Source organism: Sphingobium sp. TomMM15 (genome assembly GCF_055397045.1).
The window spans coordinates 1,679,353-1,692,786 of sequence record NZ_AP027314.1; the positions used below are offsets into that span (position 1 = coordinate 1,679,353).

The 13,434-nt window shown below is 60.4% G+C and carries 12 protein-coding genes and 2 pseudogenes; 8 read left to right on the plus strand and 6 right to left on the minus strand.

From position 1 onward, the window contains the following. Window position 1: 1 nt before the first annotated feature. From ACZ51H_RS08415 to ACZ51H_RS08425, 3 genes are read right to left on the minus strand one after another with little or no spacing between them, the layout of a single operon-like run. Complete coding sequence (locus ACZ51H_RS08415) at window positions 2–589, minus strand: thioredoxin fold domain-containing protein (protein ID WP_464771199.1); 588 nt, start codon at window positions 587–589, stop codon at window positions 2–4. After that, window positions 589–1,077 carry a MauE/DoxX family redox-associated membrane protein gene (locus tag ACZ51H_RS08420; RefSeq protein ID WP_464801530.1) on the minus strand — a complete coding sequence of 163 codons (489 nt, stop codon included), beginning with the start codon at window positions 1,075–1,077 and terminating at the stop codon, window positions 589–591. The genes ACZ51H_RS08415 and ACZ51H_RS08420 overlap by 1 nt, the downstream gene beginning before the upstream one ends. Continuing rightward, window positions 1,077–2,246, minus strand: a complete 1,170-nt coding sequence (locus ACZ51H_RS08425) for an amine dehydrogenase large subunit (RefSeq protein ID WP_464801531.1) — start codon at window positions 2,244–2,246, stop codon at window positions 1,077–1,079. Before ACZ51H_RS08425 ends, ACZ51H_RS08420 begins: the two co-directional genes overlap by 1 nt. Before the next feature lie 187 nt (window positions 2,247–2,433). Between ACZ51H_RS08425 and ACZ51H_RS08430 the strand changes: the two genes are divergently transcribed. Then, window positions 2,434–3,081, plus strand: a complete 648-nt coding sequence (locus tag ACZ51H_RS08430; RefSeq protein WP_464801532.1) for a TetR/AcrR family transcriptional regulator — start codon at window positions 2,434–2,436, stop codon at window positions 3,079–3,081. A gap of 234 nt (window positions 3,082–3,315) precedes the next feature. Here the strand turns inward: ACZ51H_RS08430 and ACZ51H_RS08435 are convergent, their stop codons facing one another. Further along, window positions 3,316–3,615, minus strand: coding sequence for a CcdB family protein (locus ACZ51H_RS08435; RefSeq protein WP_464801533.1), 300 nt, complete (start codon window positions 3,613–3,615; stop codon window positions 3,316–3,318). Further along, window positions 3,615–3,866 carry a type II toxin-antitoxin system CcdA family antitoxin gene (locus ACZ51H_RS08440; protein ID WP_464801534.1) on the minus strand — a complete coding sequence of 84 codons (252 nt, stop codon included), beginning with the start codon at window positions 3,864–3,866 and terminating at the stop codon, window positions 3,615–3,617. Before ACZ51H_RS08440 ends, ACZ51H_RS08435 begins: the two co-directional genes overlap by 1 nt. 350 nt (window positions 3,867–4,216) lie before the next feature. Between ACZ51H_RS08440 and ACZ51H_RS08445 the strand changes: the two genes are divergently transcribed. The 5 genes from ACZ51H_RS08445 to ACZ51H_RS08465 all read left to right on the plus strand — a co-directional run bounded on the left by ACZ51H_RS08445 (window position 4,217) and on the right by ACZ51H_RS08465 (window position 8,512). After that, window positions 4,217–4,861, plus strand: a complete 645-nt coding sequence (locus ACZ51H_RS08445; RefSeq protein WP_464801535.1) for a UPF0149 family protein — start codon at window positions 4,217–4,219, stop codon at window positions 4,859–4,861. A 244-nt stretch (window positions 4,862–5,105) separates the two neighbouring features. Next, window positions 5,106–5,648: a hypothetical protein gene (locus tag ACZ51H_RS08450; RefSeq protein ID WP_464801536.1), complete on the plus strand. Its 543-nt coding sequence runs from the start codon at window positions 5,106–5,108 to the stop codon at window positions 5,646–5,648. A 476-nt stretch (window positions 5,649–6,124) separates the two neighbouring features. After that, a complete protein-coding gene (locus ACZ51H_RS08455) occupies window positions 6,125–6,526 on the plus strand; it encodes a hypothetical protein (protein ID WP_464801537.1) in 402 nt (133 codons plus the stop codon). Window positions 6,527–6,594: 68 nt separating this feature from the next. Next, window positions 6,595–7,926, plus strand: coding sequence for a site-specific DNA-methyltransferase (locus ACZ51H_RS08460; protein WP_464801538.1), 1,332 nt, complete (start codon window positions 6,595–6,597; stop codon window positions 7,924–7,926). A gap of 142 nt (window positions 7,927–8,068) precedes the next feature. Further along, window positions 8,069–8,512, plus strand: a complete 444-nt coding sequence (locus tag ACZ51H_RS08465; protein ID WP_464801539.1) for a DUF5681 domain-containing protein — start codon at window positions 8,069–8,071, stop codon at window positions 8,510–8,512. A 38-nt stretch (window positions 8,513–8,550) separates the two neighbouring features. On the opposite strand, the gene ACZ51H_RS08470 is transcribed toward ACZ51H_RS08465, so the two are convergent. Next, entirely contained in the window at window positions 8,551–10,512 is a 1,962-nt protein-coding gene (locus tag ACZ51H_RS08470) for a hypothetical protein (protein ID WP_464801540.1), read from the minus strand. 452 nt (window positions 10,513–10,964) lie between these two features. Between ACZ51H_RS08470 and ACZ51H_RS08475 the strand changes: the two are divergent. Next, window positions 10,965–11,869: pseudogene (locus ACZ51H_RS08475) on the plus strand (tyrosine-type recombinase/integrase). Between the two features lie 4 nt (window positions 11,870–11,873). Further along, window positions 11,874–13,065: pseudogene (locus ACZ51H_RS08480) on the plus strand (IS91 family transposase). Window positions 13,066–13,434 lie beyond the last annotated feature (369 nt).

A 13,434-nucleotide genomic window follows, 5' to 3' on the forward strand; every position in this document is an offset into this window, starting at 1 on the left:
TTCAGGCCTCCTTCCGGCGGGCGAGGAAGTCCTGGATCGACGCGACGCCGCGTTCCTTTGCCTCGAACAGGCTTTCCAGATGCTCACGGCTGTTGATGAGGCCGAGCGAGGCGACCTTGCCATTTTCATCCAGCAGCACGGCATAAGGCAGCTTCGCGACGCCGAAGGCGCGGCCCAGGGCTTCGGAAAGAATGATCGGCAGGCCGACCAGCCCATGGTCGGACGCCATGGCGCGATAGGCGGGTTTAGCGCCATCCCCCGCGATCACCACATCGATCCAGTCCGCCTCGGCGCGCGCGGCGGAGCGCAGCACCGGCAGCAGCGACTTGCAGACCGGGCAGTCGGGTGATGCGAAAAAGAGCAACTGGCTGCGCCCATCGCGTTTGCCGCCGACGCGCAATTTTGCGTCGTCGATGGTGATGAGGTCCATCGGCGTGGCCGTCTCGCCGATCTTCACGCCCTGATGCAGGGTGAGCGCGCCTGCGGGAGCGATCCGTTCGTGCAGGATGCCGACCTGTCGGGCGAGTGCCGCAATCAGCAGCGCTTGGGCAATCACCGCGGCCCAAAGCAATATCTGGGATGTTAGCATCAGTTCTTCCTCCAAACAGGCTGGGGAATGGCAAAAAGCTCGGCCGCACCGAACCAGAGCGCCAGGAAGCCGGCGGCGGCGAAGGGCGCATCGAGCGTGAAGGGGGCCTGGGGCAACAGGATCACAAATGCTGCGAGACCAGCGAGCAACGCCGGGCGGGCGATCTGGACCCAGCCGACCAGCTGCTCCCGGGCTACGAGGTCGCAACCGCAATCAAGCGACTGGCCCCGGCGGCGCAGCAGCAGCAGGGCATAGAGTGCCCAGAGCAGCAGTGCGATGATGGCGCCGACCGACCGCAGTGGCCCGATCAGCAGACACAGGGAAGCGGTCGTTTCCGCAACGCCCCCCGCGATCAGCAGCAGCGGTCCAGCCGGTGCTGTGGCCCCCACAAGCCGCGCCGCCGCCGTCCCGAGGCGCTTGCGATCAATCGCCTTGTGCAGCGCCGACACGCCCAGCAGCATGGCGAGGAAAAGGGAAAGCGCAGCCATCATGGCACCGTGATGACGATGGGGTTGGCCGCGACCGTTGCGCCCAGGGTCCGCACGAAAGCACCGGTCGCGGCGTCATGCACGTCGATCACGCCGTCCGCCCGCGCCACGATCAGTTGCGGCGCATCCTCACGCGTCACCGCGATGGCCAGCCCCTGCCCCTTGAGCGCGATACGGGAGAGGCGCATCTTCCTGACCGGATCGATGACCCAGACTTCGGTGCCACCATCCTTGTGGCTGCCTTCCTTGCCGTTGGGGCTCATCAGTACATAGAGCAGCCCTTTGGCGTCCGAGGCGATGACCTGCCAGCCGCCCGGCCGCCATTGCGGGGCGCCGCCGTCCGCCTTGCCGACGCTGAAGGCGCCCGGAAGCGGCCTGGCAACAGGTCCGGACAGGTCGATGCCCTGGACCATGCCATAATAGCTGACGAACCAGGCGGTGCGGCCGACCATGGCGGGTGTGCCGAACAGCGGCTGCCGGTCAATATCCTGCACCCTGGCGACGCTGCTGGAGGAGGCCGCCTGCCCCTTTTCGTCCAGCGTCACGCTGAAGATCGATCCATCGGCGCACAGGCTGCTGAAGCCGCGCTGGCCGCTGGGATAGATTTGAGTGCAGCCGGGCAGATCAATCTCCCCCAGCACCTTGCGCCCTTCCAGATCGACGACAGTGATCGACTGGGCCGGGGTAAAATTGGCGACCAGCGCCCATTTGCCGCCATTGGTGAACTGGAAAACGTTGGGATAGGTAACGGACAACTGACGCTTGCCACCGGGCAGGACGATCTCACCCTTGGGTTGAAGCGTTTTCATATCCCATATGGTTATGGCGTCGGTTCGTTCCCCGCGCGTGAGACGGCTGTAGAATGTTTCTGCGGTGTAAATCTCGCCGCGATCCGCCGCTACCAGTTCATTGGCGAATTGGGCCGCGCGCACCAGGCCCTTAAGTGGCCGATCCGTCGAGCGAGTATCGACCAGCGCCAGCTTGCCATCGAGGATAGAGGCGAAGTTGAGATCATGGATCAAGACCCAACTTTTCGGCCAATTAACAGGCAGTTCCTTGACACTGGGCAGTGTTTCTTCGGGCAAGGGCGCAGGAAATTTTGTGGTGTCGGCAGATGCTGACAAGGGCATTGCCGCGCCAAGCAGCAAGCTCAGACCAATGGACCGCATGTTTGTAATCTCCCGCTGCGGATCTCGTCCGCTTGAGGATGATTATGAATAAACAGCAACAATTCTGTCAAGTGACCTAAATTTGTCATTCGACATATTTATACGAACCTCTATAGTTCACCTGATTGAACGGAAAATAACGGATATTCAGATGGATGAAGCGGAAGGCCGGACCGCCGCCCTGATCATGGCGGAACGGGATGGCGGCTATTCTAAGGGGCACGAGACGCGCGAGCTTATCCTCCATACCGCCCTCAATATCCTGATTGAGGAGGGCTATCGCGCCATGAGCATGCGCCGAGTCGCGACCGACTGCGGCATCAAGTTCGGCAACCTCACCTATCATTATCGCAGCCGCGATGATCTGGTCCGCGAACTGCTGGAAGCGGTGATCCGTGGCTATGAGGTGGAGTTCGACCAAATCATCCATTTGCCGGGGCCGCCCGCCGAACGGCTGCAGCGCATCTGCCGGTTAATCCTGGAGGATATTCGCAGCAAGAAAACGACGCACCTTTTTCCAGAACTTTGGGCGCTGTCCAATCACGATAGTTTCGTGCTGGGCCGTGTGCAGGAATTGTACGAACGCGCCCGCGCGCCGCTGGCCGAAATAATAGGCGAGATGCGGCCAGATCTGTCTTTTGAGGACCGCAAGGCAATCGCTCTATTCATCTCTGCGTCGATGGAAGGACTGACGCCTTTTGGCGGCTACGAGAAACCATTCGAGCCGATCATGTCGACGCTGGAAGCTATTGCCATTCACTCGTTCGTTTCTCTGGTCGAAACTTACGATTGTGGAATGGCTGCTGAGCAACGATCACAGCCTTCTTCAGAATGACAGCCTTGGGGCATCATTACGAAGGCGACTCAGTGATTGGGCGAGAGGCCAGCTTTTCTGCCAATTTTGCGATCAAAGCAGGCGGCAACTTCACCTTCTCCCACGGCCTACCCAAACGCAGCGGAAATCCCGTTTGGGCCGCTTCCCATTGAAAGCATTTTGATAGGACGCGAAGTCCGAATGCGACCTGCGCTATACCTGCGGACCACCCCAATAATCGACCCGATTGCCCTTTCAAAATCCGATAGTCAGCATGTCCAGCGCAGCACTAATAACGTCCTGTTCAGAAGCGAGGGATTGGACGGCATTCCCCAGTTCACGGGTCGGGACGCTCGCTGCAAACTGCGTCACCATTACCAACCTTTCGCTTTCCACAGCCAAAATCGGGTTCAACCGCATAGCGGGTTTCGGAGCCTCGCTGATCGGCAACAGTGGGACCACAAAATGGGTGTTGAGATCGCTCAGAAGGTCTGCCTGACAATCGAGCACATACGAACCGCCCTGCTTCAATCGATACACATCAAACTTCGCCATTAGAACCGACGATGCTGACTCAAGGGCAGACCATGCTGTTCAACATAGCTGTTCGAGCTTTCTAACGCGGCGGCATTCTCCTCCTTCCAGAGGCGACCCCGCTCCATCGCAATCTGCTCAGCCAATCCAACCTCACAGGCGCGGGAAATATTGATGCCCAGCCGCTTTGCTTCAGCCACAAGCGCTATGTCCAGCGACACGTTGGTCGGCTTGCGAGCCTGCGTCGCCAAATCATACTTGTGCCTGCCCATTAGAGCCTCCTCAGATTAATGCGCACATATATGCGCATTTCAAGCGAAGGCCGTCAACCAATGTCAGATCACGAAACATAGCCACTAGAGCAGGCGCATGCGCCTTTATCGGCGAACCGACTGGACATGCGCGCATGCTACTCGGCCTCCAAATATGCGCCCGAGTTCATTCATCGGGGGTTTCGACGCCCCACCCTCCGGCTTTCACGAAAGGCGGAGCTTTTCTGGCGGGATTAGAACAGCTTCGCAATAGGCGTTTGTGTCCGCCTGTTCATATAAGATGGCGGATTTTGCGTGAGGCAAAGCGGAGGAAGACGACCACGCCCTCACCTCGAGCTATGGTCGCCTCCATGAGCGATTACTTGGACGAACTCGACGACCTGCTGATCAACCAGTTTGATGAAGGCATGTTGCTGTCGGAGTTAGACGGTTTTCTCACCGGCATCATCGTCAGCCCCGACATGGTGCCACCTTCAGCCTGGATGAAGCAGGTGTGGGGTCCAGATACGCCCAAATTCGATGCGCCCGAGGAATTGCAGCGCTTTTTCGACCTCGTGATGCGGCATCATAATGAAATTCTCATTGGGCTTGACGAGCCGGCCGGCTTTGCCTCGATCCTGGAAGTCGACACCAGAAGCAATGAAACGCTCTGGGAGCTTTGGATTGAGGGTTTCTCAAAGGCCATGAAACTCGCCCCTCGAGGGTGGAACCGCATACGCGCAAGCGATGATGTAGGGCCAAAAGCGGCGATCGCCGGGATCACCGAACTTGCAGCCTTCGCAGATGGCCGACATGAGCTGCCCGAGGAAGAAGAGGACCGCTGGGACCGCGAAGCACCAGACCTGATCCCCATTTGGGTTCAGATGCTTCACGAGTGGCGGCTGGAGAATGATCAGAATCCGCCGATGACTGCGAAAGGCGGAAAGGTAGGTCGGAATGATCCCTGCCCTTGCGGATCAGGCAAAAAATACAAGAAATGCTGCGGCTTGAATTAACGGCCGTTCCTTCAATCTTGCGGACTTATAGGCAAAAATGGTACTGGCTCGCTTGACGTATGCCGCTGCTTAACGCCCTAGGGATAATACCTTTTTCCCGCTTGTACAAATCAGCAAATTACTTACCCTGCGCAAGACAATGGAACTAGGAGCAAGTCGCGCGCCATTCCAGTTGCTCGTCTAACGCGGGAAATGCGCTGCTCTGGAGCTGACGAGGGACTGAAGAGATTAAGCGGGGTATAGCATGAAGGGTGAAATCCTCGGCTTCAGCGATGCTCACGGTGGTGCAATCTCCGGCGAGGACGGCACCCGCTATCGCTTTCACCCTGCAGATTGGCGCGGCTCCCTTGCCCCCTTGGCGAGCGAACGCGTCGATTTCGAGATAGTTGAGGGTCGTGCGATCGACGTCTATCCAATCGGGCCGACAAGTCAGACGGTGGCAAGCCATCCTGTAGCGACAGCGACTGCCCAAAACCCTAGTTCCGCTCGTTGGACCACACCGATGTTCGGCATAGGGGCGGCTATTGTCGTACTTTTCTACGTCTTCTTGATCCCACCGGCGCTGTTCCATCCGATGGGCGGCAATTTCAAGCCACTGCTGTTGATAGGCCTGTCAATCGCGGCCATTGTATGGCGAAACAAGCGGAGTTTCGCCCGCACAAACCAATATGGTGTTGAGACCTATCGGGGCTTCGGTCATCTCATGGGTTCTGGCATGGTCGATCTGGTGGTAAGTTTTGCAGCCATCGCAGGTATGGTCATCGGCGGGTTCGCATTGCTTTTTTGATCCACAAACGAATTGCTCGCGCAGTGTCGGGGTGGTTCGAATTAACGCCCGTTCCTTTGATCCGGCCGAATCATAAGCCCAAATTGCCTCCCACAGGGAACCCACGACGGACCCATCTCAAAGCGCTTCTGGTAGGGAAAACTCGGCCCATAAGGCCAAGGCGATGGTGCGCGACGCAGTCCCAAGCGAACCGGTCTCTTCCCTGCATTTCCCTGATATCGCCCTGAATCGCATTTTCGCCTCGCAAATGGCAACCGTGAGACGAAGAAAATGGCAGAAAACCGCCATTCAGGAGCTGAATTTCCCTGCTATAGCTTACAGGGAATTCTCTCCGCGGTTACAGCGAATTTCACTCGGAAAGCAGCGAATCGGGCACAGCGGAACCTCAGAAAAAAATGCGGCACCGATGAAGTGTTGGTCGCTTCGATGATGGGCGGCATGTTTATGGGGCTTCCCTCATGGAAGGAGAAGTCAAAATGGATGACTATATCAGCCTGGAAACCACCGGCGATCTGCTGGCCAAGCTGGCGCGGGGCGAGCCGGTTTACCGTCACGAAGTAATCGGGGTTTTCAGATTGAACCCTGGAGTCTGCTGGGACGGCGCACTGCACCATCTGCTCCTCAATGCGCTTGAAGGCAGGCTGAAGGCGAAGCCAGGCCCGAAGGACGGTCGCACGCGTTGGGACTGGCAGTGCATTCAGGCTGCAGTGGAATTTCGTGCCATGGATATCATCGAGGAGCGTGCAGATCCCTCCTTTGTGCGCACCGGCGGCACTCCTTCTCCCAGAGAGCAGGCGTATGAGGATGTCGCGCGGCGGCTCAGGCTTGCAGGCGGCCGTACGCTACAGAACAAGCTTTGCTCACTGAATCTTCTGTAGATTTCCGTGATCGAAGTTGGGTGCCTCGCTGTGACAACCGACTGCCTCCCGCAACGAAGGAGGTTTTCATGGAATCACAGCGCGGTCCCCTCTCCCGGGGGGACCTGGTGGAGCGTGACATCACGCTTCTGAAGCCGCACGCGCGCAACGCGCGTACCCACTCGAAGAAGCAGATCGGCCAGATCGCCAGGAGCATCAGGAAGTTTGGCTTCACCAACCCGATCCTGATTGACGAGGAGGATCGGATCATCGCCGGCCACGGCCGCGTCGAGGCGGCGAAGAGCTTGGGCATGACCCGTGTCCCGGTTCTGCTTCTGGAAGGAATGAGCGAGGCCGACCGCAAGGCCTATGTCATTGCCGACAACAGGCTGGCGGAGCTCGCCGGCTGGGACCGCGAGCTGCTGGGCCTGGAGCTGGGCGATCTGTCGGCGCTTGTGCCGGACTTCGACTTTGACGTCATCGGCTTTGAGGTGGCGGAAATAGAGGCGCTGCTGAACGAGGCGAATCCGAAGGAGGTAACGGAAGACGCCGTTGACGAGCCCGAGCGAAAGGCGCCGGCTGTCACGCGCCTGGGGGATATGTGGCAGCTTGGATCGCACCGGATTATCTGCGGCGACTCGACAAAGCCGGAGGTCTTCGAAAAGCTGATGGGCGATGAGATCGCGCAGATGATCTTCACCGACGCACCCTATAATGTGCCGGTGAACGGTCACATCTGCGGGCTTGGCAAGGTCCAGCATGACGAGTTCGTCATGGGTGCGGGCGAGATGAGCCGCGCGGAGTTCACCGACTTTCTTGCGAAGGTAATGGACAATCTCGCCGCGTACAGCGTGGACGGCTCGATCCACTATCAGTGCATGGACTGGCGTCACATGGGCGAGATGCTCGAGGCTGGTGAGCGGGTCTATGACAGCCTTCGCAATCTCATTGTCTGGAACAAGGACAATGGGGGCATGGGCACCTTTTATCGCTCGAAGCATGAGCTGATTTTCGTGTTCAGAAAGGGGGCTGCCGCGCACATCAACAATTTCGCGCTCGGGCAGCATGGCCGCTATCGCACCAATGTCTGGGACTATGCGGGTGTGAATTCACTGAAGGCCGACCGCGACGAGGAGCTTGCCATGCATCCGACGGTCAAGCCTGTGAAGATGGTAGCCGATGCGATGCTGGACTGCTCGCGCAGTGGTGGCATCATCCTCGATGCCTTTTCGGGATCTGGTACCACGATCATGGCGGCCGAGCAGACCGGGCGCATTGCACGCGCGGTGGAGATGGATCCGCATTATGTCGATGTCGCGGTGCGTCGCTGGCAGAAGGCAACAGGCCAGAACGCTATCCTCTGCGGCAGCGATCTCACTTTCGCAGCCATAGAAAAGGCCGTGAACGAGATCGACATCTGAGGATCAGAGGGCAGCGCTGGTGTCCGTCTGCGCTGCCCTCACGCAATTGCCCGGTGCAATTCCATGACAGACATTCCCTGCATCATGAACCTATCGCCCCATCACTGCGATCGATGCAGGGAACTGGAGGAGTTTATCCGAAATGCCAGACGATGACTATGAGGTGGGCTATGGCAAGCCGCCGGTCGCGACCCGGTTCAAGCCCGGCCAGTCGGGTAACCCGAAGGGAAAGAAGAAGAAGCCGAAGCCCGAGACGTCGCTGAAGCCCGTTCTGAAGGAAGTTCTTGAAGAGCCGGTCACGCTGAATGGCAGGAAGTACACGCCGATGGAGGTGGTGGTCCGCACGCTGATGAACAAGGCGATGAAGGGCGACATGCGGGCGATCAAGGCCATCATCGAGTTGGAAAGGGAGCTCGGACTCGACAAGCCACAGGGTCGCTCTGGTGTTCTCAAGGTCACCAGAGTGCCGCCTGAACTGCGCAAGCAGTGGGCCGAAATGCAGCAGGCCAAGTTCCGCGGCGAAGACCCGGAGGGACTTGCAGCGCTTGATGCAAATCTTCCCGAGAGTGAGCGGGGGCGCTACTGAAAGACGCGGCCGCGTCCGTGAGGGCGCGGCCGCTTCGCCTATATGCCGCAATCGGCAAGGGCGCCCGTCAGTGATTCGTCGAGCGGTACCGGCCTCAGCCCCTCGTTGGTGAACTGGCCCACGCGATACATGCCCGTGCCCGGCAGGCCAGTCTCGGGTGCGGCAGCCTTCGCCCGGAACAGCAGGCCATGGCCGGCCAGCAGTTCCGCGAGCATCTCCTTTGCCCGGTCACCCTGTGCAAAGGTGCTGGTGGCAGTGGCGCTTATGATCAGTCTGTTGGTGAACGCCATCGTGTCCGCCATGGCCTTTGCCGCGACCGAGTCCTGCGGGGTTCCCGCTGGCGCGGTTACGGCCGTATCGACCGTGACCGGACCATCTTCCGCCCGCAGTTCCCGAAACGGCTTCTCGTCCAAAACCGGGCGATGGTGCTCGATATAGGCGGCAATATGATCGTAGAGGCCACCCAGATCAGGCAGCACAAGCCGAAACGGTTTCCCGGCGAAGAATGAGGAATGCGCGTTCTTGAACGCAACGGCTGGAACAAGAACCTCCCATCCCTGATCGCGCTCGCTCCAGCGGAGTTCCCCGCGCTTCAGCGCTTCAAGCTGGCGTTCCGAGCGCGGCAGATTACCACGTGGGCAGACCAGCAGTTGCCGAAGGTTTTTCTGCCGCAGGCCAAGGTGAAGACCCAGACGTATCAGCAGCCAGGAACGGGCTGTCTCTGCCGCCGCACGCGGATAGCGACGCGGGTCCGGGCGCAGCTTCAGGATCTCGTCGGCGATCTTCAGATATTCGGCGACCGGACTTGGGGCTTCGAGGATGGGCAGGATCGGCTCGAAGGGGTCGCGGTGAATGCGCGCCACGCGGTCAATTTCCTTCACGCGCGCTCCTGCATGAGCATGGAGAATGTCGCATGCGGCCGGCCAATCGGCATGGGCAGACTCGATATCCGCTATTGATACAAGGCCGTCTATCGGCACGAGGCGCGAGGCGAGCTCCGGATGCTGGCGCAACCATCCTGTTTCCGGACGGACCAGCGCCATGGCGTTTCGCAGCATGTCGCATTCCCAACGGGTAAAAAAGCCGCGCCGACGCTCGCGCCACTGGACATACCAATCCCAGACACGGGGAAAAATAAGCATGGCAAAAGATATGTTTCCGAGCGGAACGCCATAACCCTGCACCGCGCCGCTGGGTGACGCCGCCAAGGCGCCAAACATGAGGCCGAAATGCTCGATCTTCTGCGCGGTGGTTTCCTCGTTCCAGACGCCGATTCGCTGAAAACCGATGTCGGTCAGCGTAGCGGTCTTGAAGCGGATCAGCTCATTCAGTTCCGACACAAGACGGGGCGGCGCATCCACCACCCCCACGGGGTCAACCTGTTCATCCAGACCGGCCGCATCATCAACCGCCGACGCCCTGATCTTTCTGCCCGTCAGAGAGGGGAAGCGGACGGCATAGCGCAGTTTCATCGCCTGTGCCTGGAAGCGGCGATATTCGGTGGCTCCAGAAATCACGACATTCTGAACCCAGTCCAGTATCTTTGCCTGTTCCTTCAGAGGCCTTGAATTGAAATCGTCAGGCAGATGCCAGGCCAGCCGGCGCTGCTCGGCCCTGGGCATGCCTGTCACGTTTAATCCCGAAACCGCCCGAGCCGGATTGGGCAGCTTCGCCTTGAAATAGCCCGGAGGCAAACCGTAGCGTTGCTCGATCCGTGTGAGCATTTCAAAGCTGGCGGCGCTTTGGGGCGTGCGGCGGCCCTCTGTCCACGATTGCAGCGTAGCGCGATCCAGCTTGTCCCCCGGCCGGATGATGGATCGGTGAAGCTGATAGTAGCTCTCGGAGAAGCGCCGCAGATGCAGGACGAGCGCCTCGCGAAATGTGGGTGGATCAACCCATTCTGTAAAAGCTGGGGTCGGATGTTCGATTATCGGCCGTGCCTTGCGCCCCCGCTTTTTTGAAGAAGTGCACAGTTGATCGTCGCCGTTGGTCCGGCGCATTGTTGTTGGCATTTTAGAAAATTCCGGATGCTATTGTCATGATCCAGCTCGAGCTGGGCGCGCCTGATACAGGCGGAAGCGAATGAAGACAGAGTCAAGGTTCATCCCGCTCAGGCAAAACGAAAAGGGCGGCGAAATGTGCACCAATCCTACAAGCGTGAGTCGGCCGCTCAACAGCAACTTGTGATCTGATGGCCGCTTATTGGCCTCGTTGGGAATGCCCGATTTCCGACCGTCCGGTTATCGGCAAGAGGTTAGAAATAGCTGCCGATCCGCTTTTGCGCATGGGTATGCTAGGACGCCGTGAAAGCTGCCGGTCAGCCGTCGCCCCTTGCACGAACCCGCTCCGCGGGAGGGTCGCGTGGGGCGCTGTAGTGCGGTAAATATGGGCCTTTAGCGGGGCGAGGTTGCCCGGTGAGGTTGGAAGTTCCTTCAGCGAAGAGGAACTTGTCATGACCGTCTCGATCAACACCGCCCCGATCAGCCCGCTGCGTCAACGGATGCAGCACGACATGATGATGATGCGGGGCCTGGGTCCCCACACCCAGAAGGATTATGTCCGGCATGTGAAGCGCCTGGCCACCTTCCTCGGCCGCCCTCCCGACACAGCGACGGAAGAAGACCTGCGCCGTTTCCAGCTCATGCAGCACGAGAGTAGCGTCAGGCCGAGCACGATCAACAGCACGGTGTCGGCGCTCCGCTTCCTGTACACCGTCACGCTCAAGCGGCGGGATCTGTCGCGGTCGCTAATGATCACCCGCATTGTGCCGCGGCTGCCGGAAGTGCTAAGCGTCGAGGAGGCCGCGCGGTTGCTTCAGGCCGCACCGGGTATCAAGTATAAGGCGGCGCTGGGCGTGGCTTATGGCGCGGGCCTGCGCGCGTCGGAAGTCGCTCACCTCAAGGTCAATGATATCGACAGCAAGCGAATGCTGATCCGTATCGAACAGGGCAAGGGCGGCAAGGATCGCAACGCCATGCTCTCACCGCAGTTGCTCGAACTGCTGCGGATGTGGTGGCGCGAAGGCAGGAAGCGCGGGGTCCTGATCCCGCATGGCTGGCTGTTCCCGGGCCAGACTGTCACCGACCCGATCTCGACCCGGCAGTTGCACCGCGCGGTTCAGGAGGCGGCCGAGGTAGCCGGCATCCGCAAACGCGTCAGTCCGCACACCCTGCGGCACAGGCCACCCATTTGCTGGAGCAGGATGTCGATATCCACGTCATCCAGGTCCTGCTGGGGCACAGCAAGCTCGAGACGACCGCGCTCTACACCAAGGTCTCGACTAGGACGATCCACGCCGTGTCGGGCCCGCTCGACCAACTGATGGCGCTGATGGAGGGCAAGGCGCCCGCCGGCTGAGCCGGTGCGCCCCGACCTTGAGGTCGCCGACATCTTCTGCTCTGCCGGGCCGGCGTGCCGGGTGGCACATGCCGGCCACCTGAGCCTGCACCAGCTCAAGGTAATGTCCGCGATCGAGACCTGTCGCACCCCGGCGCTGGGTGGTCACGTCGAGGCCTGCGAGGACTGCGGGCACTGGCGGATCGCCTATAACAGCTGCCGGAACCGACACTGTCCCAAGTGCCAGGCCGCCGCCGCGCGCACCTGGCTGGCCGAGCGCGAGGCCGACCTGCTGCCGGTCGGTTACTTCCATGTCGTCTTCACGCTGCCCGCCGAGGTCGCCGACATCGCGTGGCAGAACAAGGCGCTGCTCTACGACCTGCTGTTCCGGGCGGCCTCGGAGACGATGCTGACCATCGCCGCCGACCCCAGGCATCTGGGCGCCCGGATCGGCATCACCGCCGTGCTCCATACATGGGGATCGGCGATGACGCACCATCCCCATGTCCACATGATCGTGCCGGGCGGCGGCATCGCGCTCGACGGAAGCCGCTGGATCTCGTCGCGTCCGGCCTTCCTCCTGCCGGTGCGGGTGCTGGGGAAACTGTTCCGCCGCCTCTTCCTCACCCGGCTGACCGCCCTCCACGACGCAGGGCCGCTCACCTTCTTCGAATCCATGACCGGTGGCAGACCGTCGAACCTTTCTGCGGCACTTGGCGCCGGCGCGAAAGACGCGCTGGGTCGTCTATGCCAAGCCGCCCTTTGCCGGACCGGAGGCGGTGCTCGCCTATCTGGCGCGCTACACCCACCGCGTCGCTATCTCGAACCGGCGCTTGGTCGCCTTCGACGAGAACGGCGTCACCTTCCGCTGCAAAGATTATCGGCGCGATGGCGGTGAACGCCACCGCATCATGACCCTCACCGCCGACGAGTTTATCCGCCCCTTCCTACTCCATGTCCTGCCGCGCGGCTTCCACCGCATCCGCCACTACGGGCTGCTCGCCAGCGCCTCGCGCAAGGACAATCTCGCACTCGCCCGCAGGTTGCTCGCCGTTCCCTCCGAACCAGAGGTGCCGACATCTGAAACGCCGCTCGACACCTGCCCACCATGTCCGTGCTGTGGCGGGCGGATGATCATCATCGAAATTTTCGCCCGCTGGGGTCAGCCACGGACACCGCCGAAGTTGCCCCTGCCGATCCGGGAACTCGTCTCATGACCCGGCATGATCAGCCTGTCGCTACGGCCCCGCATGTCGCAAGGTGGTCAACGAAACGACATGCGCCCGGCGATGGCTGGGCCGGTGTCGGCTCCTGGCATCATCACGGCCAGAGCCGCGAACACGTCTCTGGCGCTTCCCAACACCAGCCGTTCCGCCGCCCTCGCGCGTCGACCACCACGCATCTCTGGTCCAGCCGTACCGACCGAAAGCACAAATCCCCATACGGTAACCTGCTGGAATCGCGGGTTCCTGCATGGGAGGCTTTCGTACGCAAGCGCCCGAAACCCTTCACCTTCCCGGCCGCTCAGCGCCCAATTTTTGATTGCCAGGTGCGGAAGGACAGCTTTTCGATCTTGGGCACCCGGG